Raw genomic sequence first — 20,904 nt, 5'->3', positions numbered from 1 at the left:
CGCGCCCGCCGTACACCTTCGCCGGGGACCACGAGCCCGGGCAGACCCACTGGCAGGGCATCAACGGTGTCTGGTTCGACGCCCGCGTCGACGGGCGTCAACCCGCCCCGGCACCGGTCGCCGGCCCCCCTGCCACGCATGCCCCGGTCACGGCACCGTCAGCCAGTCTCCCGGCGCGGCCGCCGGCACGCCCCACCACGCGACCGGCACCGACGAACCCGATTTCGCAAGGCGACGGGGGTGACGGCGACGCGGACAACTCCGGCGGACCCAACGACGGGGATGGCAACAGATGAGCCCTACCGCGGCACCGGCACCCCCCACCCCGGGCCCGACCTTCCTGCCGCTGTTGCGGCTGGCCGTGCCGGCGGCGCTGGTCATCGACGCGGTGGTGCACCTGCGCGATGCGATGTTCTACACCCCGGTCCGCGGCGCGCTGGTCGGCGAGGCCGGCCTGTTCCGCATCCAGGCCGTGGCCGCGCTGCTGGCCGCGACCGGGCTGCAGCTGTCACGGCACGCTGGCCGGCCGACCCGATCAGCTCGTCGGGCTCACCGCCCTCCAGTGGCGGACCGCCCGGGTTGAACAGCCCCTCCACTCCACTCGTATCCCCCAGTTACACGTCACTTTCCGCAATCCTCAGGAGGCACCTCATGCATGCACACTCGGGTCACCCGTCCCGGCTACTGGCCGCCGGCACGGCCCTGGCCGCGGTGTTGGCCGCGACCTCGTTGACCGCACCCGCGGTCGCAACGGCGGCCGGTGGGACCAACACCGGGTTCACCCGCACCCACGTGGTCGCCAGCACCATCCCCGGCAACGGCGACGTGAACCCCTACGGCGTGGCCGTGGTCCCGCGCAGCACCGGCCGGCTGATCGTCGGCGACGTGCTGGTCAGCAACTTCAACAATGCCCCCACTACCGGCAGCCCGGGCGGGCAGCAGGGTCGAGGCAGCACGATCGTGGAGATCTCCCCCCGCGGGCACCGGCGCCTGTTCGCGCACGTGGGGGCCGCCTCCGTACCCGGCGGCGTCGGACTGAGCACCGCACTGGTGGTGCTGCGATCCGGCTGGGTGATCGTCGGCAGCCTGCCGACCACCGACGGGACCCCCGCGACCATGCGACCGGGCGCGCTGATCGTGCTGGACCCCCGCGGGCAGGTGCGGGCAGTCCTGCGCGGCCACGGTATCGACGGGCCCTGGGACGCCACCACCGCCGACCACGGCCGGACCGCGGACCTGTTCGTCAGCAACGTACTACCCGGCATCACAGCCGGGCAGCCACCGACGACCCGGCGCGGTGATGTTATCCGGCTGAGGCTGGACCTGCGCGGAGCCCGGCCCCGCATCCTGTGCTCGACGGTGGTCGCGGACGACCTACCGGTGCGCACCGACCCGGCCGCACTCGTAGTCGGACCGACCGGCCTGGCCCTGGCCCCCGGGGGGACGCTGTTCGTGGCCGACACGGCCGGCTCCCGCATTGCCCGCATTCCCCGCGCCCTGACCCGCAGCACTCCGGTCGATGCCGGCGCCGGGCGGGCCACGGTCGCTTCCGGGGCGCCCCTGAACGGGCCACTCGGGCTGGCGCTGACTCACGACGGTGACCTGCTGACCGTCAACAGCGGCGACAACACCCTCGTTGAGATCACCCCCCGCGGCACGGTGATCACCACCCGCGATCTGGACCCCGTCGACCCGCCCGGCGGTGCCCTGTTCGGGCTGGCCACGAGCACCCACCCGCGCGGCGTGTACTACGTCAACGACGACACCAACACCCTGAACCTGCTCCACTGACCCGGCCCGGCCAGCAGAACACCACGGAGGTAACGACCGCGAGTCCCCACCCACCCCGCGATTCACCGTGACCACCCAGACCACGAGCCAAGCGAGCCCACCCGTGCCCATCCCGGCCTCACCCCAGCAGTCGCCTCCTTTGCGGACCGCCCAGCCACCATTGCCAACCCAGCCGGCGGCGGCACCAGTCGGCGCGGGCCTGGTGGCTGGCTAGGTCAGGGGCACCGGCAGCGGAATGCTCCCGCCACGTGCCGAACGGGATGGAACCAATGTTCCACCAGTTTGGCCCACGAGCAGACCCGCGCTGGGAGCCGTCCCGTCGCGCGTATCGGCGGCGCGGGCGGGAGCGGCAGGAACGGAACGGCCGGCGGCGGCGGTCAGCCGGGATTGGCCGGGACTGGCGGTGCCGGGGCCAACGGGGGTTCAACTCCCCCGTTGGCGCGGCCCGGGCCGGGCTGGTCATCATCACCCCCGAGGCGTAACGCCACGACCTCTCATCCGGCCGACCACGACCCGGCCGGACGGGAGGTCGTCGACGACGCCGAAGCGTTGGTGGCCAGACTCGTGGCAGCAGCGGCCTCGTCCGCGACCCGGTGGCGGCCGCAACGCTCATCAGGCACCGCGTGAACGCATCCGGCCAGACCGTGGAGCACCGGTTCCAATCGGCCACCGCCCGCACCGGCGACACCACTGGCCAGATCCGTCGTGCGCGGGTCGCCGCGGAACTGCTGTTGGCGGGTGCACGCGTGCATACCACGGCCTTGCCGGGAACCGCGACCTGCTCGGACTCACTATCAGCGACATCCAGCCCGAACGATGGGTCGCGCGCCCATCCGAAGCGATCGCCTTCTATCAGCGGGTGGTCGGCGCCGACGTAAGCAGCCTCCAGGGCCGACCAGGTCAAACCGGCGCCATTCCGGCAGTCCGAATGGGTCTGCACACCGCCACCACCGCCGCAGAATGAATCCCCACCCTTCGCCAATTATCCCGCCATGTCCAGACCTTTGGGGCCGCGAGCCGGCTGTTCCGCTACGGTGCTCCCTACGGTACGGTTCCCGCATCCCTCGGCCAGGACCGCGAGGAGATCCGGCTGAAACCGCGTTATGTTCGGGCGATGAGCGAAGTCATCGAGAACTGTGACGTCTACGCAGCGAGTTCGTACCCCGTGTCCATCTCTCACGGGCATCGCATCCGGCAGAAGGTGGACCTCAAGGCGAGGGTGGATGCCGACACCGGCGAAGTCACCTTCTACGTTCCGAAGGAGCAGATCGTCAAGCTTCGCGATTGACCATCGGCTCTCGGTCTGGTTGCAACGGCTTCGGCAGACGACCGGTATAGGTCACCCCGGCGGAACGACTCTGGCTCGAGGCGCATCTCACCCTCTCCGTCGCCGGTGCTGGTTCCGTAAATGACACAGTTGCCAGGCGCCGCACTGTGCCCGTTGCGTGGGCATGGGTTGTCGGCGTGGACGTGGGCGCGTTCGCCGTGTGGTCCGATCATCATCGGTATTTCGGCGGGTACCTGACCGGGGCTGTCGCCGCCCGTCGCGGTCATCGTGGCGTGGACGCCTGTCGAGGCTGAGTCGCTCGCCCAGGTCGCTCGTATACCTACGCAGTCTGGCCCGGGGAGGGCGACCGGCGGGGGCAGTGGGCCCGGTACTCCCGAACGTGTGCCCAGGGGCAAGGTAGCTTCGACACGGAGTGGAGCGGTTCCGGCACCGCACTCATGGTGGTGTGTCTGTGCTCGAATTTCCTTGGAGTTGTTCGGCTTTGGTTAGGTGGCGCAGATCGTCTGTCGGGTGATTGCGGACTCATCGGCGATCTGGGAGCCGGCCGCAGCGGTGCCGGTTTCGCCAGGCGCACCGCGTTCAGGCGGCCCCGTAGGGGTGTGGACACCCCCATGTCGAGACACCGGGTGGCACCCTCGCCTCGCGGTCCGCCGGCCGAGACCCTTGTGATGTGGCCCAGTCCGCGGCCATCAGCCCACCGGCACTCGTCTCTCGGGGCGACCCCGGTCGACCACAGGAGATCATCATGTTTCGCACCACCACTGACACAACCGCGACTGTCTCGACCACCGATTCACCCGTCGGTGCCCGCAGCAACCGCCGCCGCGGGCTGCGGCGGGTCGGCACCGCCGCCGGCCTCGCCGCGTGCAGCGCCGTGCTGATCGCGGCCGGCGCCGGCACCGCTTCGGCCAGTACAGCCTTCACCACGCACCTGACCCCGAACAACACCTTCTACCTGCAACTGGACGTGTCCGGTGCGTCCACCGCACCCGGCGCGCCGGTCATCGACTGGTGGTCCAACGGCGGGGCCAACCAGGCCTGGTCTTTCATCGACGCCGGAGGCGGGAGCTACGAGATCGTCAACCAGAACAGCGGCCAGTGCCTGACCACCGACGGCGTGGCGGGCGACCAGCTGTACCAGTACCCGTGTTGGGGCGGCTGGAGCCAGCTGTGGAACACCGGGTTGAACCCGGGCGACTTGGGCGCCGTCGCCACCATGTCCAACCCCGAGACCGGGCTGGACGTCGACGTGGACGGCAACAGCCCGTGGCCCGGCGCGGCGATCGATGCCTGGTATCCCAACGGCGGTGCCAACCAGTCGTTCTCCACCGACTGACCCCACGCGCCGGCTGGGGGCAGGCGCAGCCCATGCTGCAAGGCAAGCGCAACGCCCGTCGACGTGGCACCCACCGGGAGGGAGCCTCCCTGTGGGTGCTGGGTCTCCTTGTACGGGAGGGTGGAAAGCGCATCACGCATCGATCACCGGACCACCTGGGACTCCCACCGGCGAACTGGTTAGCTATCTCAGATACGCCGCGGTTCTTCACCGTCCCGGCCGCCGACTGACCAAACCCGCGCCGACAACGTCGTGTAGTAACACGACCCCAAACCCCCTCAATGCACGTTTGCGCAGGTCACAGGCCCTTTCCGCCGAATCGCGTGCCTCCCATCTGCGGAAGTCCGGGAAGGGTTGCTGACTATCCGCCAGTGATACTGGCGAGCGGGACACACGACGGTCGGACCTGGGCTGTCGTCGGCTGCTGGTCGTCGACCCATTCGCTGTGCACCGGTTCGAGGCTGTGCCAGGGCATCGGTTCTGCCGGAGGCGCCGAGCGTGACCTGCGCGGTCACGATCGCGCCATCGACAGCGGTACTCAGGATGCCTGCCGCTGGTTTACCGATTGGTTCGTGCGCGAGTCTCTTGGTCATGAACCACCCGATGGGGTTGTCGATCCACTCGGGGCCAAAGACGGGGCGCCCGTCCGAATAGCCTCCGGCGAACTTCAAACAGGTCACGGCGTCGTCAGCGTCTCCGCGAGTTGCTGCACTTCGGCCATCGAACCTCGAACTGGCACGTATCGTTCCGGCTCGTGTACTTGGCCGGTCGCGACATGCCAACCGAGCTCCACTGGCGTTGGTGGCGGCGCGGGTCGTGAAACGGTCCACGGGTGGCGACTACGTGCTCACGGTGAAAGGCAATACCCCGACGCTGCGTGCCAAGCTGAAGAAGCTGCCCTGGAAAGACATCCCCGCCACATCACAGACCACCCGTGCCCACGGCCAGCGCGCCACCCGCACCACCAAGGTCACCGAGGTACCCCACTGGGTCGACTTCCCCGGCGCAGCCCAGGTCGCTCAGCTCCGTCGCACCGTCACCTGCAACGGCGCCAAGACCATCGAGGTCGTCTACCTGATCACTTCCGCCAGCAGTCACGACGCGCCACCGGACGTGCTCGCAGGATGGGCTCGAGGACACCGGGGTGTGGAGAATCGTCTTCACTATGTGCGTGATTCGACGCTTCGAGAGGACCTGTCACAAGTGCGCACCGGGCGTGCGCCGCGGACTATGGCAACCGTTCGGAGCACCGTGATCGGCCTGCTCCGCATGGCCGGATGGGACAACATCGCCGCCGGCCTACGACATCACGCCAGGCATCCCGAACAGGCCATCACACTACTGCTGACCTGCTGAAACGCGACCTTTCCGGGGCCCTGCCCCATGTGGCATGCTCCGCATGCCAGTGATCGGTGTACGGTGACGCTCCGCGTGACGATGGTCTACCGAGACTGAGAGTCGTGGAAGCGGATGAGGGCGTCGGCGAGTTGTGTGGATTCCCTTCGGCGACCTCGCGGTTACCGGTCGATGCTCGTGCTCGGTAGTGGGTCGACGTGGGCAGGAACCCGCTGCCAACGGACGGTCAGGCGTGCGCCAACTCGTCGACGATCGCCTGGTCAAAAGCGTCCAAATCGCCAGGATTGCGCGAAGTGATCGCGACCCACCCATTTGCCGGGCATCGCTTGACCTGCTCGTCCACCCAGGTCGCACCCGCGTTCTCCAGGTCAATCTTGACGCTGGTGTATGACGTCAATGTCTTGCCCTCGGCGAGAGCGGCGTCGATGAACACCCACGGGGCGTGACAGACGGCGGCGATCGGCTTACCGGCGCGGCTGACAGCTTGCAACAAGGCCTGTACCTTCTCGTTGCCGCGCAAGGTGTCGGCGTTCACCGTGCCTCCCGGGAGGACGATGATGTCGAAATCGTTCGCGGTGACGGCGTCGAGCGAGGTGTCCGGTTTGTAGGTCGATGCCCAGTCTTTGTCGCCGCTCACGGTCTGGACGGTGTTTCCACTGTCGGAGGCCACAGTCACTTCGACGCCGGCCCTTTTCAAGTCTTCGACAGGACGAAGCAACTCCGCCTCCTCGACACCGAAGTCGGTCACCAGGACGAGCGCTTTCTTGCCTTGCGCGGTCATATATTTCGCTCCTCTTCAGCCACCGGCGTCACGGGAAACTTTCCTCCGGCGGTCCTCCGGTACAGCGCTCGGCGAGGAGGCAGCATTCCCGCGGGGTCAAGCTCAGCTGAGTAGCCGGCGCGGCTCAAGCCACTCAACCGTCGCCGTCGCGGTCGCCATAGACCATCGACCTACGGCGACGCGTTTAGGGCTGTTCCGTAGGCCGTACCATCACCGGCGACGGCACTCCGGCAGATCGAGGATCGGAGCTCATATCTCCGCGACCGTCCCACGTGGGTGCCCTATGCGGAACGGCCCCGAACACGTCGCCGGTTGAAGATCGGACCCGCGGGTGGTTCTACTGAGAGACTCAACTGGTGCCTCCGCTGCCGATTGCCAATTCCTCGCTACTAGTTCGCGCAGATGCCGGTCACGACAAGGAATGGATGCGTCTCGTGTCCGCGGTCCTGACCGAGAACGATGACGGATTCCGTGCGTACGTCGAGTTCGTAGACGACCCGGACTGGTACGAATACTTGCCAGATCAACTCCGAGCGGCTCTGCCGCACTCGAGTGAGCCGTCAATCCTCTTCAGCGCAGATGAGAAAACCCTCACGACTGAGGACTTTCCGATCGTGGTCATCGACCTCGTTGAGCATCGGTCGTCTTTTCGTTCCATCGCATCCGAGCTATGGGCAATCGAGAACAATCTCAACATCTCGAACATGGACTGGGAAGACTTCGCGAAGTGCGTTGACTCGCAAGGAATCTTCCGAGGGTTCGTCTAACGATCATCGGCGACGAAGTGTGGCAGATCGCTGCCCAGGGCTCAGATCTCCGGAACTGCTCCGCACGGTGAATATGCGACGGTCACCGCAGCGACCGTCCCGCCGATCGTTCACCGGTCACAGCCCGAGGTAGATGCGGAGCCTGTCCTCGAGGTGGGCGATCTCGGCGCTGGCCAGTAGTCCACGTCGTCGCCGGAATCGACTGCGGGCGGCTGGTTGGAGGCCGGTGACGTCGGCGTAGGACTCCGGGTAACGCGTCAGCCCAACGTCAGCAGTCAATGGGACGTGGGTGCCTTCGGGCCCGCGGGTGCCGGTGATGGGGATCACGGCGGCGTGGCCAAGACGCGCGTTGAGCGGGTTGACGCTGAGCACGACGGCCGGGTGGAGTCCGAACGCGGGGAAGCGCACCTCCCAGACCTCGCCACGCAGGGGTTCAGGCTGGGCCACTGGCGCCCATCACGTCGTTGGGGTCCGGCTCGTCTGCGTCGTCGGGCAGCACCCCGATGGGTAGTGGCGGCGTCGCACCGGCGTAGAAGGTTTCGACACTGCCTGCCATTCGTTCCTCAGCCGCCCGCCGGTGGAGCAGCTGCAAAGCAGCCTTGACGATGTCAGTGCGCCCGTCCAGTCCCAGCGCTACGGCGTCCTGCTGCAGTTGCTCGGCGAAGCCGCGCCCAATGCGGGCTTGCCACACCTCAGTCGTGCCAGTTGAAGTCGCCATGTGTATACAGTCTGTCGTACAGGCAGATTTGTCAAGCGTCCGGTTGCCGATCGACGTACGGTGACGTTTCGCCATGCGTCAGCGTGGTCGGTAGGCGTTGGCTCGGTGTCGGATGTCGAGCACGATCACTGTGTGCTTGGTGTCATCGATCTCGTAGAGCACGCGAAAGTCCCTGCCCAGTCGAGCACTGCGGATACCGGTGAGCTCCTCGGTCAGCGCCTTGCCGACACGCTGAGGGTTCTCCAGGAGGGGGCCCGTGATGAGTTCGACGGCTGCTGCGGCCACCTCGGGTGGAAGTCGATCGGCGAGGGCTCGTCGTGCAGGTCCGGCAGTACCGAGTTCGTAGGGTTCCTTCACGAAGCGTCGCGGTCGCGGACCAGAGCGCGGGCTGCTTCGACGCCATAGACCACATCACCGGCCCGAACCGACTCACGCGCCTCGGCAAGGGCGCGCAGCGTCTCGGGGTCGGACTTGATCTCTTCGGTCTCGCGTCGAGCAAGGTAGTCCTCGATGGCGTGAGCCACTTCCTGCTGCACGCTGCGGTGGTCCTCGGCGGCGGCTGCACGCAGGGCCTCATCCATCTCAGCCGGTAGGCGCAATGTCATAGCCATGACGTGATGGTATCAAACTGCACCATATTGGTTCATCCTGCTTCGAGGGGATCGTCCACTGGGCGGGGTGTTAACCGCTCCCGTCAGCAGGTTGGCATCCTTGACGCGGTCAGGAAAGGTCGGCACTGCATGACATCAACGATCCGGGTTTCGACGCGAGAAGTCAGCGTGGACGAATCGGCTCCCTGCCTTCGCGATCGTGGTCAACGGCGTCGAGCGCGCCACTGTAAAGAACGCCGCGACCGTCGCCGGTGGCCGAAACTCAAGTGTCATGTGTGTCCAGATAGTGTGCCGAACCGGGTGGCGATGTCGTCGTTGAGGCCGACGACGAGGTGCCCGTCGTCAAGGGGGATGGTGGTCGTCGTGCGCCGGTGGTCGTCGGTGACAGTGATGTCGGCAACCGCGTCGGTGCGGCGGATCGATGCGAGTCGCAGGCCGGGGCTCACCCCGTTCAGCATTTGGTGCCACCCACCGATGTCGTCGAGTAGCTCGGTCCATTTCTGATGGCAGGTCAGCGGTTCGGATGGAAAGTGATCAGGTGTGGGCACTTCGGCCGCTAGACCGGCCACGATGCTTGACAACGCCGCGAACAACTCATCCGCGGAAATGTCGTAGGGCAACCGGAGCAATCTATCGCCCGGAAGCATCACGGTGAACGTCGTGCGGCCGACATTTATGGCAGTCACAAGATCATCGGCCTGCCCGCGTTCGAGCGCCGCGACCTGCACAATCGCTCGCCCAGCGACGCCAGAATTGTCACCCATTTCGTGATCCATGCGATCGTCAGCCGAATCTTCGGGCGTTGAACATACGGGCTCCAAGTCAAACGTTCAGTGCATTCTTAACGAAATCTGGACACTCGCCCGCGACGCCGACGCAAAAGGTCAGTTGCGTGCCGCGCTTCGGGTGCTGCGCGGCGCGTTTGGGAGGGCCCAAACGAACTGCAGTACCGGCGCGGATGCACGTCCCGACTCGGCCGAGCACGTCGCGGAGCACGATTCTCGTGTGGTCGGGAGCCTGACTCTCGATGGACGTATGGCGCGCGGCCGGTCCCTGCCGGTTACGAGGGGTTCAGTCCGCCGGTGCAACCAGCACATCGGCGGCCGTGATGCTGACCGTGACCACCTGGTCGGCGGCGAGCCGGGCAGCCTCGGCGCCCGAGGCCTGGGCAAGCAGCTCGGACCCGTTCGGCATCCGCACCCTGACGCGTGTGATCGATCCGAGGAAGCTCACCGTGATGACGCGCCCGGATCCACCCTCCGCGGCAGCCACCTCGAGCTGCTCAGGGCGCACCAGTGCGTCCCCCGGGCCCGAGGGCAGCGATCCCTCACGGGCGCCCAGCGTGGCGCCCAGCACCTCGACCCGACCGTCGGCCACGTGGCACGGTACGCGGTTCATCAGCCCGACGAACTCCGCCACGAAGTGGCTGGCGGGCTGGTTGTAGAGCGTCTCCGGCTCCGCCAGTTGCTCGATCTTGCCCTTGTTCATCACCCCGACACGGTCGGCGACGGCGAGCGCCTCCTCCTGATCGTGGGTCACGAACAGTGCCGTGGTGCCGACCTCCAGCTGCACGCGCCGAATCTCGTCGCGCAGCTGGGCGCGCACCTTCGCGTCGAGCGCGGACAGCGGCTCGTCGAGCAGCAGCACCGATGGCTCGATCGCCAGCGCTCGGGCCAGTGCAACGCGCTGCTGCTGGCCGCCGGAGAGCTGGTTGGCGTAGCGGTTCGCCTGATGCCCCAGCCCAACCAGCTCGAGCATCTCCTTGGCCCGCTTCTCGCGGGCGCCCCGATCCGTGCCGCGCAGCTTGAGGCCGAAGGCGACGTTCTCCTGGGTGGTCAGGTGCGGAAAGAGGCTGTAGGACTGGAACACCATGCCCATGTCGCGCTTGTTTGCGGGCATGTGGGTCACGTCGCGGTCGCCGACCAGGATCCGGCCGGCGTCGGGCTCGTCCAGGCCCGCGACCAGCCGCAGCGCCGTGGTCTTGCCGCACCCCGACGGCCCCAGCAGGGCGACGAGCTCACCCGGGTGCAGCGTCAGATCGAGGTTGTCCAGGGCCCGCACGTCACCGAAGTGACGCGACAGGCCCTCCAGCCGGACCTCGAGTCCGGTGCGTTCGGTGACAGCAGTTGCCATGGTCATCCTTCCTGGCCAGGTTGTGGGGTAGGTGCCAGCACGGCGGGTTCCCCACGCCGGCGCCGTCCGACCAGTGTGAGCAGCAGCAGCAGCAGGAACCCGAAGATCAATGCTGCGAGTGAGGCCGCTACGGAGGCTTGGGAGTTGGACTTGCCGAGATAGTCGATGACGACCTGCATGTTCTGGAAGTCCAGCAGCGACGCAAACGTGTACTCACCGAGCACCAGCGCCACCGAGATGAAGGCGGCCGAGAGCAGCGCCGAGGCAATGTTGGGCACGATGACCCGCGCGATCACCGTGAACCACCCGGCGCCCAGACTCCGGGCCGCATCGGACAGCGTCTGCACGTCGATGCCCGAAAGGCCGGCGTCCAGTGCGCGGAAGGAGTAGGGCAGCACGAGCACGACGTAGGCGAACGTGAGCGTCAGCGCCGAGTTCCCCAAGAAATAGGTCACCCACGCGTAGACGGGGGCGATGCCGACCACGATCACCAGCGCCGGGATCGTCAGCGGCAGCAGGCACAAGAACTCGATGGTCCGCGCCGCCTTGGGAACCCGTAGGCGCACCCACACCATGGTCGGCACGAGCAGCACAATCATCCCGACCACCGTGAGCACGGCGAGCTCGAGCGAGGTGAGGATGCCCGACCTCAGGTCGGGGTCGGTGACGAGCGCCGCCCAGGCAGCGCCCGAGCGGCCCCCGCCATTGACCCGCGTGCTGTACTCGGCCATCGATATCAGTGGGACGAGGAAGAACAGGCCCAGAGCCACGAAGACGGTGATCCGGAAGGTCCGCAGCCGGCGCGCTCGCTGCTGCCGTGGAGTCCTACTCATGTGAGCCTCCGCGAGCTGTCGACCGAGGACTGAGCGACGAAGGAGCGAGGACTTTGTGGGGTGCTGATCATGAGAGCCACTTCGAGGTTCGGCGCACCAGCAGTGCGTAGGCGGCCATGACGATCGCGACGACGACGATCATCTCGAGCGCCAGGGCGTAGGCCAGGTTCTGCCGGCCCAGGATGATCTCGCTGGTGAGTGCGGCACGGATGTATAGCGGCGTGATCGGGTTGCCCTGGCTCACCAGGGCCGCCGCTGTCGCATACGACGCGAACGCGTTCGCGAACAGCAGCAGGGCCGACCCCAAGAACGCGGGGAACAGCAACGGCCCGCCGACATGACGCCAGAACTGCCAGGTTGTCGCACCGAGGTTCTCGGCCGCCTCCCGCCACTGCACCCGGATGCCGTCGAGCGCCGGCAGGAACACGATCACCATCAGCGGGATCTGGAAGTAGCTGTAGACCAGAATCAGGCCCGGCAGCGCAAACAGCCACCCACTGCCGAAGATGTCGATGCCGGCATGGTCACGCAGCAGGTCGGTCAAGGAGCCCGAGTAGCTCAGCGTCGCGATGAACGCGAAGGCGAGCATGACACCGCCGAACTGCGCGAGCACACCGCATACGCTGGTCGCCGCCCGCCGCGCCAACCCACTGGGGTTGCCCGACACCAGCGCATACGCCAGCAGGCTGCCGAAGACCGCGCCGATCGCGGCCGTGCTCGCCGACAGAATGAGGCTCTGCTTCAGCGCCTGCCACACGGTGGGGTTGGCCAGTCCCTGGATATTGGTCAGGCTCGCCCGACCGTGGTCGGTGAACGCCCCGACGACGATGATGATCGTCGGGATGAACAAGAAGACCGTGAGATACCCAAGAAACGGGACCAACCCCAGCGTGGGCAGCAGCCGCCGTGCCCGCGTCTTCATGAGCCGCGCGCAACTCGACTGACCGGTCGAGACCCGGGGTCGCTCAACTGGTCACCTTCGACCAGTTCGTGGACAGGTAGGTTGCGGCCTTCTTGGTCTGGGCCGCCGTGGCGATGACGGGTTTGCCGCTGACCGCGGGCAGCTTGGCGAAGGCGGCCTTGTCGATGGTGCCGCTCTTGACCATGGCGTCGGCCCGGACCGGCCTGGCGCCCCCGTTCAGATACAGGTTCTGCCCCGCGTCGGAGAAGAGGTACTCCTCCCACAGCCGGGCCGCGGCCGGGTGCGCGGCGTCCTTGTTGATCGCCTGGAAGTAGTAACCGCCGACAACCGCATTGCTCGGCACCATGACCTTCCACGACGGCAGCTTCGAGGTCTCCGCGGCATTGGTGTAGTCCCAGTCGATGACGACCGGGGTCTGTCCCGACTCGATCGTCGCGGGAGTCGGGTCCAGGGGCAGGAAGTTGCCGGCCTTCTTGAGCTTGACGAAGAAGTTCACGCCCGGCGCAATATTGTTCGGGCCGCCGCCGTTGGCAACCGCTGCCATCATCACGCCGCTGAATGCCGCACCGGCCTGGGTTGGGTCACCGTTGAGCGCAACTTTGCCCTTGTACGCGGGCTTCAGCAGGTCGTTCAGGCTGGTGACCGCGGGGACCTTCTTGGAGTCGTAGCCAATCGAGATGTAGCCGCCGTAGTCGTTGGTCCACAACCCGTTCGGGTCCTTGTAGGTACTCGGAATCGTGTTCCAGGTGCTGACCTCGTACTTCGCGTACATGCTCGTGTTTGCCATGGCCACCGTTTGGCCGAGGTCGAACACGTCCGGGGTGCGCGAGGTCCCGTTCAGCTTCTTGGCGGCGTTGATCTCGTCCTGACTGGCGCCGTCCGGCTGCGCGGAGTTGACCTTGATCCCGTATTTCTTGGAGAAGGAGGAGATGATGGCGCCGTAGTTCGCCCAGGTCGGCGGGAGCGCGATCACGTTCAGCGTGCCTTCCTTCTTCGCGGCCTTGACCAAGGCGTCCATCCCGCCGAACGCCTTGGCGGAGGTCGCCGAGCCCGCTCCCGAGGAGTTGCTCGAGGAGGAGGACGAGGGGGCCGCGCAGCCGGCGGCGGCCGCAGCCAGCGCAACACCGGCCGTCACCGACATGATTGTGGTGCTGAGTCTCTTCACTTGTGGCCTCCACATGCCTTGCGCTGCGGCGGCAGTGGCGCGCAGAGGTCGCACAGCCGCCGTGGACATCTTGAGATTACGGCCAGCGTCGCAAATCCCGTGCCGAACCGCGGGATGTTACCGGAATGTCATCTGCGAGACGGCGGTCGTCACAAATCGGCCACCTACGCTGCCTGTCGTCGGGTACCGGGCCGCCTGCCGCACAAACGCATCGGTGCCTTACGCCAGCGCGTCGATCGCCGCCTGACGCAGGCGTTCGCGCAGCTGCCGCTGGGGCTCGCGCGGGATCTCCACCTCGACAACCCGCAGCCCCGGTTTCGGATGCGCAATCCGATCGGCGAGCACGTCGCGCTGCGTGACCAGTTCGTGCTCCACCCCGTGAGCCGCGCACAAAGCGCCGATCCGCGCGACCGTCGGCGTGCCGAATACCCGCTCGAACGACCGAGCAAGGCGGGCCTGACCCGGCTCCAGGGTGCCGAAGATCCCCCCACCGTTGTCGTTCATCACGACCACGGTCAGGTCGGGTTGCGGCTCTTCCGGTCCGATCAGCAAGGCGTTCGCGTCGTGCAGGAAGGTCAGGTCGCCTACCAAGGCGTATGCCGCGCGCCCGGGACGGGCGAGCGACATGCCTACCGCCGAGGAGACCAGCCCATCGATGCCAGCCAGCCCACGGTTGGCCACGGCAACCACCCCCGAGGCGATCCGATGCGGGTCCCGCGCAAGGTCCAGGTCGCGCGCGGAGTTGGACGAGCCGACGTACAGACCGGCGTACTCCGGCAGGTTGTGCGCCACGGTGCGGGCTACCGCCGGCCCACTCGGCCAGGACTCGTCGATCAACGGACTCACCGCCCGCGCGACGTCACTGTTGGCCCGACGCCACCGAGAGGCCCAGGCGCGGTCCACGCACGACGAGACGGCCTGATGGCTGCGCTCGATGTCGGCCCAGTCGTGCACCCGGCGCACAACGTGGCCGGGGTCCGCCCAAGATGTCAGCGGGGTGACGACCTCGACAGAGACCTTCGGATGCTGCAACAGCCTGGCCACGTAGCGGTCGAGGGTCACCCGCCCGCCGATGAGCACGCGCTCGGGCAGGTTGTCCTCGAGCCACTCCTGCGCCCGCAGGATCAGCGGGCCGTTCGCCGTGGCGCGACCGCGGTTGTACTGCCCGAACGGCTCGGCCATGACTGGCCATCCCGCAGCATCTGCCAGCTCCGAAAGCTCCGCCGCCTGTGTCGGATTCGGCAGGTCACCGAGGAGGACCAAGGTCTGCGGGACGGGCGCGATTCCTGGGCCGGCCGGCGCCGAACCCCGGTGACTGCTCGGTGTCCGCAGACTCAGCCACGCCTCACCGTGCGCACGACCCTCCAGCGACTCCGGCCACGGCTGTTCGTCCGTCGTCGGCACCAACGGGTCCCGCAGCGGCACATTCAGGTGCACCGGGCCGGGGTCGCCCGACGGCAGACCGCGGCTCTCGGCGACGGCTCGCCCGATCACCGAGCGCCAGATCGCCTGTTGGCCCGCTCGTCGTTCCGGAGTGCCGAGCTCGTGGAACCAGCGGGTCGCCCCACCGAAGATCTTGACCTGGTCGGTCGTCTGGTTCGCGCCGGTGCCGCGCAACTCCTGCGGCCGGTCTGCGCTGAGCACCAGCAACGGCACATGCCCCTGCGACGCCTCGAGCACGGCGGGGTGCAGGTTGGCGACTGCGGTGCCGCTGGTGGTGATCACCGGGACCGGCATCCGCGTGGTCTTCGCCAGGCCGAGGGCGAGGAAACCGGCGGATCGTTCGTCGACCCGCACGTGCAGACGGAGCCGACCTGCCCGGTCGGCCTCCTCCACGGCATACGCGAGCGGTGCCGAGCGGGAACCGGGAGCCAGCACCACCTCCCGCACACCGTGCCGGATCAGCTCGTCGATCAGGACCGTGGCGATGGCAGTCGAGGGATTCACACGCCTCATCCTCCCGCACTCGCCGTGACGTGACACGTCAGGTCGCGCGCTCGGGCACCTCGTCGTCGTCCTCGGGCAGGTCCATGCACCGCCCGAACGCAACCCCCGTGAGAGCTCAGGTCGGCAGCGTCGCCGTGATGCCCCACGTGCCGGTCCAGACCTGCCCCGGCTCGAGGACGATCAGTGAGTCGCCGCTGGCGAACGCACCGCCCGGACAGGACATCGGCTCCACCGCCAGGCCGGAGCACCGAGCCCGCCCGGGTGGCAGCGTGTCACCGCTGAACACCTGGGCGTAGCCGAAGACCTCCGCCTGCGCCCACATCGCGGTCGACCGGCCGCCATGCTCGAGGCGCGCGCGCCAGACGCCGTCCGTCGCAGCCAGGTCTGTGTAGGTGTTGTCCAGGACGGTGTCCCGGATCTGCCGTGGGGTGCGGAAGTCGGCAGCACCACTGACGGGCGCCGCGTCTACGGGGAGCAACCGGTCATCCAGGTTGATCCTGGTGTGGGCCGGGACGGTCAGCGTGACCTCGTCGACCTTCGCCTCTCCCACCGTCAGGTAGGGATGCGCGCCATACCCGAAGGGCGCCGAGGCAGCGCCGAGGTTCGTGACCGACGGAGTCACCGACAGCCCGTCGGCTCCGAGGGCGTAGGTGATCTGCAGGTCCAGGGACCCCGGCCACCCGGGCTGCGGAAACAGTCGATGGGCAACGCTCACCGAGGAGTCCGAACGCTGCCTGACCGTCCACATCGCCCAGCGCACCAGGCCGTGGATCGCGTTGTGGTTCGGCACTTCGGTGATCGGCAGCTGCTGGTCCACCCCGTCGAAGGTGTACTTGCCGTCTCCGATACGACTCGGCCAGGGCATCAACACCTGCCCACGGCCGCCGTCGGCTCGCGCGTCGGCGGCATACCCGTGCAGCACGTCGACTCCGCCGATCGTGTAGGTGCGCAGTCCCCCGCCGACCTCGACGACGGTGACCTCCTGGTCGCCGTGTCGAATCGTCCACTGCTCGCCGCTGGGGAAGCTCATGAACGGCCCCCTTCCGCCAGCAGCTTGCCCGACTCCTCGCGCATCTGGACCTTCCTGATCTTGCCGGTGACGGTCATCGGGAATCCGTCGGTGACGTGCACGTAGCGCGGCACCTTGTAGTGCGCGAGCCGGCCCTGGCAGAATCCCGCGAGCGCCTCCGCGGTCAGCGGGGTGGTGCCGGGGCGCATCACGACCCACGCCATGAGCTCCTCGCCATACTTCTGGTCGGGTACCCCGATGACCTGGACGTCCGCGATGTCCGGGTGCGTGTAGAGGAACTCCTCGATCTCCCGAGGGTAGATGTTCTCACCGCCACGGATCACCAGGTCCTTGATCCGGCCGACAATGTTGAGGTAGCCGTCCGCGTCCATGGTGGCGAGATCGCCGGTGTGCATCCAGCGGGCAACGTCGATCGCCTCGGCGGTCTTCTCCGGCTGCTCCCAGTAGCCCAGCATCACGCTGTATCCACGCGTGCAGAACTCGCCCGCCTCACCATGTGGCACCGTCAGACCGGTGACCGGGTCGATGACCTTGACCTCGAGGTGCGGCATCACCTGCCCGACCGTCTCCGTGCGGCGTGCCAGGTCGTCGTCCACCCTCGTCATCGTGGAGACCGGGGAGGTCTCGGTCATGCCGTAGCAGATGGCGACCTCGGTCATATTCATCTGCGCGACAACCTTCTTCATCACCTCCACCGGGCAGGGTGATCCCGCCATGATGCCGGTCCGCAGGGTGGACAGGTCGTAGGCGTCGAACGTGTCCAGGCCGAGCTCCGCGATGAACATCGTCGGCACGCCATACAACGAGGTGCACCGCTCGGACACCACCGCGTCCAGTGTGGCGACTGGCTCGAAGGACGGCGCCGGGATCACCATGCACGCCCCGTGCGAGGTGGCCGCAAGATTGCCCATCACCATGCCGAAGCAGTGATAGAAGGGCACGGGTATGCAGATCCGGTCGTGCTCGGTGTAACTGACCAGCTCGCCGACGAAGTAGCCGTTGTTGAGGATGTTGTGGTGCGAAAGAGTTGCACCCTTCGGGAACCCCGTTGTGCCAGAGGTGTACTGGATGTTGATCGGGTCATCCGCGGTCAATGCGGCGCCACGAGAACTGATGTCGTCATCGGCGACGCCCGAGCCACCGTCGAGCAGGGCCTGCCAGCTGTCCGGACCGGTATGCGGTTCCCCACCGCCGACCGCGACGAAGTAGACATCCTTCAGGCTCGGACAGCTCTCTCGCACTTCGCCGACCATCGCCTGGTAGTCGGAGGTCTTGTGCTGCACGGCACTGACCAGCAGCTTCATCCCCGACTGCTTGAGCACGAACGACAGCTCATGCGAGCGATAGGCCGGGTTGACGCAGACCAGCACCGCGCCGATGCGTGCCGTGGCGTACTGCAGCAGGGTCCACTCCGGGCAGTTCGGCGCCCAGATCCCCACCCGGTCCCCCTTGAGGACCCCGGCGGCGATGAGCCCCTTGGCGACCCGGTCGACGTCGGTCAGCAGCTCGTCATACGTCCAGCGACGCCCGCTGGGCAGATCGACCATCGCGTCCCGATCCCCGAACGACGCCACGGTCCGCGCGAGGTTGTCCCCGATCGTGTCGCCGAGCAGCGGCTCCTGCGACGTTGCTGAGCTGTAGGACGGGACGGGCGGCTCGGACACAATGACCTCCAAGGGACACATCGTTGCGGTGCAGCCTCAACCTTAGATCGCGGACCGGGGCATCGCTTGGAATCCGCCCAGCCGAAGACGGCCGATCCGCCATCGGAGAGACGCAATAGGCTGGGTGCCGTGCCGTCAACCGCGCGTAGCTACGCCGAGGACCTTCGCACGCGCAGCGACGACGAGCTACGTGTGCTGCTGCAACGTCGACCAGACCTTGCCCGGCCGGCACCGAGCGACCTGACCGCCCTCGCCGCACGAGCCTCGACCCGAGCCAGTGTGCAACGAGCACTCGGGGGCCTGGAGGCCGACCAGTTGCACGCCCTGGAGGCCGTCCTGGTCAGCGGCGACGAGAACGATCCGGCCCGGCTGCTCGGCTGCACCACTGCGGAGATCGACCCGTTGCTGCAGGATCTGTGGGCAGCCGGGCTGCTCTGGCGCTCGCCGGAGGGACTGCGCACCGCCCGTGCGGTCGGCGAGCTGCTGACCCGGCCCGCGAAGCTCGGCCCGCCCACCGCCGACCTACCGGCCGCGACGCGGGCGGTGGACGCCGACGCGGCATACAACCACCTGTCCAGCGGGGCGCGCAAGGCCATCGACCAGCTGCGGTGGACGCATCCGAGCGCGGCGTTCACCGGTGCCACCGGACGCACGGTGCTGACCGAGCTGACCGATGCCGGGCTCATGGTTCGCACCGACCTCGAGACCGGCACTATCCCCCGCGAGGTCGGGCTGGCACTGCGCGGCGGGCAACTGTATCCCGATGCCCTGCGTCCTCCACCGCCGGAGGGAAAAGTCCTCACCTCGGCTGACGTCGACGCCGCTGCGGGTGCGGAGGCGCTCGAGCTGCTCTGGCGGCTGGAGGAGCTGGCGACCGCCTGGGAGACGGACCCACCCCGCGTGCTGCGCTCCGGTGGGCTCAGCGTCCGTGATCATCGGATCGCGACCGCCCGACTGGAGGCGTCCCCGGAGCTCAGCGCCTTCATCATCGAGTTGGCCTACGCCGCAGGCCTCCTCAGCGAGGATGGCCAGCTCGAGCCGTGCTGGCTGCCGACGTCGGAGTATGACAACTGGGCTGCGAGCACCCCCATCGAGCGGTGGGCGCGACTGGTCGACGCCTGGTGGGAGACGATTCGCGCGCCGTTCCTCGTAGGCACCGGAGGCGAGCACCCTCCCTCGCGCACGGGAAGTGCCCCCACGATCAACGTGCTTGGCCCCGGAGCCGCCTGGCCACTGATCCGGCACCGCCGTCAGGACGTCCTGCGCACCGTTGCCACCCTGCCCGAAGGAACTGTGGCAGAAACTCATTCGGTTGATGTCCTACTACGGTGGCATCGCCCACTGCGTCTTCCGCCTGGCGTGCCGACTCGAGCGGACGTTGTTCTGCGCGAAGCCGGCTGGCTGGGCCTCACCGGTCGCGGGGCGCTGTCGTCCGCAGGCCGCGCAGTCGTCGACGGGCACGACGTGAGTGCCGCCATGAGCGCGCACTTTCCAGAACCCGTCGACCACGTGCTGATCCAGGCCGACCTGACAGCGATAGCGCCAGGTCCGCTGGAAGACTCGTTGCGCCGCGTCATGCATGTGGCCGCCGATGTGGAGTCGCGCGGTGGCGCAACGGTATTCCGCTTCACGAAGGCGAGCGTTCGCCGCGCCCTCGACACCGGCATGACCAGTGACGAGCTGCTTCGGACCCTGCAGGGAGCCAGCAGCACGCCGCTTCCGCAACCCTTGACCTACCTGATCTCGGATCTGGCCAGGCGGCACGGACAGGCCCGCGTCGGCACGGCCAGTTCCTACGTCCGCAGTGACGACGAGACGGCGCTGACCGCGATGCTCGCCGATCGTGACCTGTCACCACTGCAGCTTCGTCGGATTGCGCCGTCCGTGCTGGTGTCCCCCGCGAGCCCCGGGACCGTGCTGGACCTGTTGCGCGAGCACCAGCACTCGCCGATTGCCGAGACCTCCGACGGTGGTGTCGTGATTACCGGACGCACGCCGCCCCGTGCACACTCTCGGCATGCTCGTGCTCACCCGGTGCAGGTGACGGTGCTCGATGAGCCGGCAGCGAGAGCGATGGTCTCGGAGCTGCGTCAGGCCGAGACGGCGCGCGCGCAGCAGCCGCCGAAGGCAGGACCTCGCATACCGGCGACCGATCCGACGGTCACGCTAGGCATGCTGCAGGACGCCACCGCAGAACAGGTGCCTGTCTGGATCGGGTATGTCGACGCATCAGGCAGCGTGCGACGCACCCTCTTCACACCGCACCGCGTCGAAGGCGGGCGGGCAGTCGGTGTCACGGACGACGACCGGACGCAGACGTTTTCGATACACCGGATCACCGGTGTCGCGCCCGCATAAGGCCCTGACAGCCGCTCCCCGCATGACGGGGTCCCCGCGAAGTATCGAAGCGAGGCACGAGCGGAGAACTTCGTGGGGTGACTAGAGCGTGTCTCCCAAAGATTCGGCGCTGACGTTGAGAGCGTGGGATGCATGGTGCGTGAGGATCAGATTTCCGATGAGTTCTGGGCAATAGTCGAGCCGCTACTGCCGACGTCGACCGGT

At 67.5% G+C, this 20,904-nt stretch carries 21 protein-coding genes; 7 read left to right on the top strand and 14 right to left on the bottom strand.

Annotated elements, in window-relative coordinates:
- Positions 1 to 292 precede the first annotated feature (292 nt).
- Positions 293 to 583 (top strand): hypothetical protein, encoded by a 291-nt coding sequence (locus FGL98_RS05935; RefSeq protein ID WP_146315820.1) that lies wholly within the window; start codon positions 293 to 295, stop codon positions 581 to 583.
- A 68-nt stretch (positions 584 to 651) separates the two neighbouring features.
- Positions 652 to 1,791: an NHL repeat-containing protein gene (locus FGL98_RS05930; protein WP_146315819.1), complete on the top strand. Its 1,140-nt coding sequence runs from the start codon at positions 652 to 654 to the stop codon at positions 1,789 to 1,791.
- 494 nt (positions 1,792 to 2,285) lie between these two features.
- Here FGL98_RS05930 and FGL98_RS05925 read toward each other — a convergent pair whose 3' ends face one another.
- Positions 2,286 to 2,543: a hypothetical protein gene (locus tag FGL98_RS05925; protein WP_146315818.1), complete on the bottom strand. Its 258-nt coding sequence runs from the start codon at positions 2,541 to 2,543 to the stop codon at positions 2,286 to 2,288.
- Between the two features lie 362 nt (positions 2,544 to 2,905).
- On the opposite strand from FGL98_RS05925, the gene FGL98_RS25285 reads away from it, so the two are divergent.
- The 3 genes from FGL98_RS25285 (at position 2,906) to FGL98_RS05915 (ending at position 5,771) form a co-directional block, all read left to right on the top strand.
- Positions 2,906 to 3,079 carry a hypothetical protein gene (locus FGL98_RS25285; protein ID WP_186526006.1) on the top strand — a complete coding sequence of 58 codons (174 nt, stop codon included), beginning with the start codon at positions 2,906 to 2,908 and terminating at the stop codon, positions 3,077 to 3,079.
- Between the two features lie 745 nt (positions 3,080 to 3,824).
- The gene (locus FGL98_RS05920; RefSeq protein WP_146315817.1) at positions 3,825 to 4,415 is read left to right on the top strand and encodes an RICIN domain-containing protein; all 591 of its coding nucleotides are present in this window, start codon (positions 3,825 to 3,827) and stop codon (positions 4,413 to 4,415) included.
- Between the two features lie 816 nt (positions 4,416 to 5,231).
- Positions 5,232 to 5,771, top strand: a complete 540-nt coding sequence (locus tag FGL98_RS05915) for an ISAs1 family transposase (RefSeq protein WP_186526005.1) — start codon at positions 5,232 to 5,234, stop codon at positions 5,769 to 5,771.
- A gap of 226 nt (positions 5,772 to 5,997) precedes the next feature.
- Here the strand turns inward: FGL98_RS05915 and FGL98_RS05910 are convergent, their stop codons facing one another.
- Complete coding sequence (locus FGL98_RS05910; RefSeq protein ID WP_146315815.1) at positions 5,998 to 6,552, bottom strand: type 1 glutamine amidotransferase domain-containing protein; 555 nt, start codon at positions 6,550 to 6,552, stop codon at positions 5,998 to 6,000.
- Positions 6,553 to 6,908: 356 nt separating this feature from the next.
- Here FGL98_RS05910 and FGL98_RS05905 point away from each other — a divergent pair, with 356 nt between their 5' ends.
- Positions 6,909 to 7,319, top strand: a complete 411-nt coding sequence (locus FGL98_RS05905; protein ID WP_146315814.1) for a DUF6924 domain-containing protein — start codon at positions 6,909 to 6,911, stop codon at positions 7,317 to 7,319.
- A gap of 117 nt (positions 7,320 to 7,436) precedes the next feature.
- Here the strand turns inward: FGL98_RS05905 and FGL98_RS05900 are convergent, their stop codons facing one another.
- From FGL98_RS05900 to FGL98_RS05845, 12 genes are all read right to left on the bottom strand, one after another.
- The gene (locus tag FGL98_RS05900; protein ID WP_146315813.1) at positions 7,437 to 7,766 is read right to left on the bottom strand and encodes a type II toxin-antitoxin system PemK/MazF family toxin; all 330 of its coding nucleotides are present in this window, start codon (positions 7,764 to 7,766) and stop codon (positions 7,437 to 7,439) included.
- Positions 7,753 to 8,037: a hypothetical protein gene (locus FGL98_RS05895; RefSeq protein WP_146315812.1), complete on the bottom strand. Its 285-nt coding sequence runs from the start codon at positions 8,035 to 8,037 to the stop codon at positions 7,753 to 7,755. The genes FGL98_RS05900 and FGL98_RS05895 overlap by 14 nt, the downstream gene beginning before the upstream one ends.
- Before the next feature lie 78 nt (positions 8,038 to 8,115).
- Complete coding sequence (locus FGL98_RS05890) at positions 8,116 to 8,394, bottom strand: type II toxin-antitoxin system RelE family toxin (protein WP_146315811.1); 279 nt, start codon at positions 8,392 to 8,394, stop codon at positions 8,116 to 8,118.
- Positions 8,391 to 8,648 (bottom strand): Arc family DNA-binding protein, encoded by a 258-nt coding sequence (locus FGL98_RS05885; RefSeq protein WP_222432034.1) that lies wholly within the window; start codon positions 8,646 to 8,648, stop codon positions 8,391 to 8,393. The genes FGL98_RS05890 and FGL98_RS05885 overlap by 4 nt, the downstream gene beginning before the upstream one ends.
- A 269-nt stretch (positions 8,649 to 8,917) precedes the next feature.
- Positions 8,918 to 9,412, bottom strand: coding sequence for a hypothetical protein (locus FGL98_RS05880; protein WP_146315810.1), 495 nt, complete (start codon positions 9,410 to 9,412; stop codon positions 8,918 to 8,920).
- 307 nt (positions 9,413 to 9,719) lie between these two features.
- Positions 9,720 to 10,781, bottom strand: a complete 1,062-nt coding sequence (locus FGL98_RS05875) for an ABC transporter ATP-binding protein (RefSeq protein ID WP_146315809.1) — start codon at positions 10,779 to 10,781, stop codon at positions 9,720 to 9,722.
- Between the two features lie 2 nt (positions 10,782 to 10,783).
- Entirely contained in the window at positions 10,784 to 11,614 is an 831-nt protein-coding gene (locus FGL98_RS05870) for an ABC transporter permease (RefSeq protein ID WP_146315808.1), read from the bottom strand.
- A 67-nt stretch (positions 11,615 to 11,681) separates the two neighbouring features.
- Entirely contained in the window at positions 11,682 to 12,536 is an 855-nt protein-coding gene (locus FGL98_RS05865; RefSeq protein WP_146315807.1) for an ABC transporter permease, read from the bottom strand.
- 43 nt (positions 12,537 to 12,579) lie between these two features.
- Positions 12,580 to 13,701, bottom strand: a complete 1,122-nt coding sequence (locus FGL98_RS05860) for an ABC transporter substrate-binding protein (RefSeq protein WP_246136393.1) — start codon at positions 13,699 to 13,701, stop codon at positions 12,580 to 12,582.
- Positions 13,702 to 13,920: 219 nt separating this feature from the next.
- On the bottom strand, positions 13,921 to 15,657 hold the full coding sequence (gene menD / locus FGL98_RS05855; protein WP_146315806.1) for a 2-succinyl-5-enolpyruvyl-6-hydroxy-3-cyclohexene-1-carboxylic-acid synthase: 1,737 nt from the start codon (positions 15,655 to 15,657) through the stop codon (positions 13,921 to 13,923).
- 106 nt (positions 15,658 to 15,763) lie between these two features.
- Entirely contained in the window at positions 15,764 to 16,678 is a 915-nt protein-coding gene (locus tag FGL98_RS05850; RefSeq protein WP_146315805.1) for an aldose 1-epimerase family protein, read from the bottom strand.
- Positions 16,675 to 18,363, bottom strand: coding sequence for an AMP-binding protein (locus tag FGL98_RS05845; protein WP_146315804.1), 1,689 nt, complete (start codon positions 18,361 to 18,363; stop codon positions 16,675 to 16,677). Before FGL98_RS05845 ends, FGL98_RS05850 begins: the two co-directional genes overlap by 4 nt.
- A gap of 108 nt (positions 18,364 to 18,471) precedes the next feature.
- Between FGL98_RS05845 and FGL98_RS05840 the strand changes: the two genes are divergently transcribed.
- A complete protein-coding gene (locus tag FGL98_RS05840; protein ID WP_146315803.1) occupies positions 18,472 to 20,700 on the top strand; it encodes a helicase-associated domain-containing protein in 2,229 nt (742 codons plus the stop codon).
- Positions 20,701 to 20,904 lie beyond the last annotated feature (204 nt).

The organism is Leekyejoonella antrihumi, assembly GCF_007845645.1.
Lineage (GTDB): Bacteria > Actinomycetota > Actinomycetes > Actinomycetales > Dermatophilaceae > Leekyejoonella > Leekyejoonella antrihumi.
This window is presented reverse-complemented; position numbering and strand designations above follow the sequence as displayed.

Bases quoted from the DNA above. Each gene is read 5' to 3' on its own strand.
- FGL98_RS05935 (WP_146315820.1), top strand. From the start codon at position 293: ATGAGCCCTACCGCGGCACCGGCACCCCCCACCCCGGGCCCGACCTTC.
- FGL98_RS05930 (WP_146315819.1), top strand. From the start codon at position 652: ATGCATGCACACTCGGGTCACCCGTCCCGGCTACTGGCCGCCGGCACG.
- FGL98_RS05925 (WP_146315818.1), bottom strand. From the start codon at position 2,543: ATGCACGCGTGCACCCGCCAACAGCAGTTCCGCGGCGACCCGCGCACG.
- FGL98_RS25285 (WP_186526006.1), top strand. From the start codon at position 2,906: ATGAGCGAAGTCATCGAGAACTGTGACGTCTACGCAGCGAGTTCGTAC.
- FGL98_RS05920 (WP_146315817.1), top strand. From the start codon at position 3,825: ATGTTTCGCACCACCACTGACACAACCGCGACTGTCTCGACCACCGAT.
- FGL98_RS05910 (WP_146315815.1), bottom strand. From the start codon at position 6,552: ATGACCGCGCAAGGCAAGAAAGCGCTCGTCCTGGTGACCGACTTCGGT.
- FGL98_RS05895 (WP_146315812.1), bottom strand. From the start codon at position 8,037: ATGGCGACTTCAACTGGCACGACTGAGGTGTGGCAAGCCCGCATTGGG.
- FGL98_RS05885 (WP_222432034.1), bottom strand. From the start codon at position 8,648: ATGGCTATGACATTGCGCCTACCGGCTGAGATGGATGAGGCCCTGCGT.
- FGL98_RS05880 (WP_146315810.1), bottom strand. From the start codon at position 9,412: ATGGGTGACAATTCTGGCGTCGCTGGGCGAGCGATTGTGCAGGTCGCG.
- FGL98_RS05875 (WP_146315809.1), bottom strand. From the start codon at position 10,781: ATGGCAACTGCTGTCACCGAACGCACCGGACTCGAGGTCCGGCTGGAG.
- FGL98_RS05870 (WP_146315808.1), bottom strand. From the start codon at position 11,614: ATGAGTAGGACTCCACGGCAGCAGCGAGCGCGCCGGCTGCGGACCTTC.
- FGL98_RS05865 (WP_146315807.1), bottom strand. From the start codon at position 12,536: ATGAAGACGCGGGCACGGCGGCTGCTGCCCACGCTGGGGTTGGTCCCG.
- menD (WP_146315806.1), bottom strand. From the start codon at position 15,657: ATGAGGCGTGTGAATCCCTCGACTGCCATCGCCACGGTCCTGATCGAC.
- FGL98_RS05850 (WP_146315805.1), bottom strand. From the start codon at position 16,678: ATGAGCTTCCCCAGCGGCGAGCAGTGGACGATTCGACACGGCGACCAG.
- FGL98_RS05845 (WP_146315804.1), bottom strand. From the start codon at position 18,363: ATGTGTCCCTTGGAGGTCATTGTGTCCGAGCCGCCCGTCCCGTCCTAC.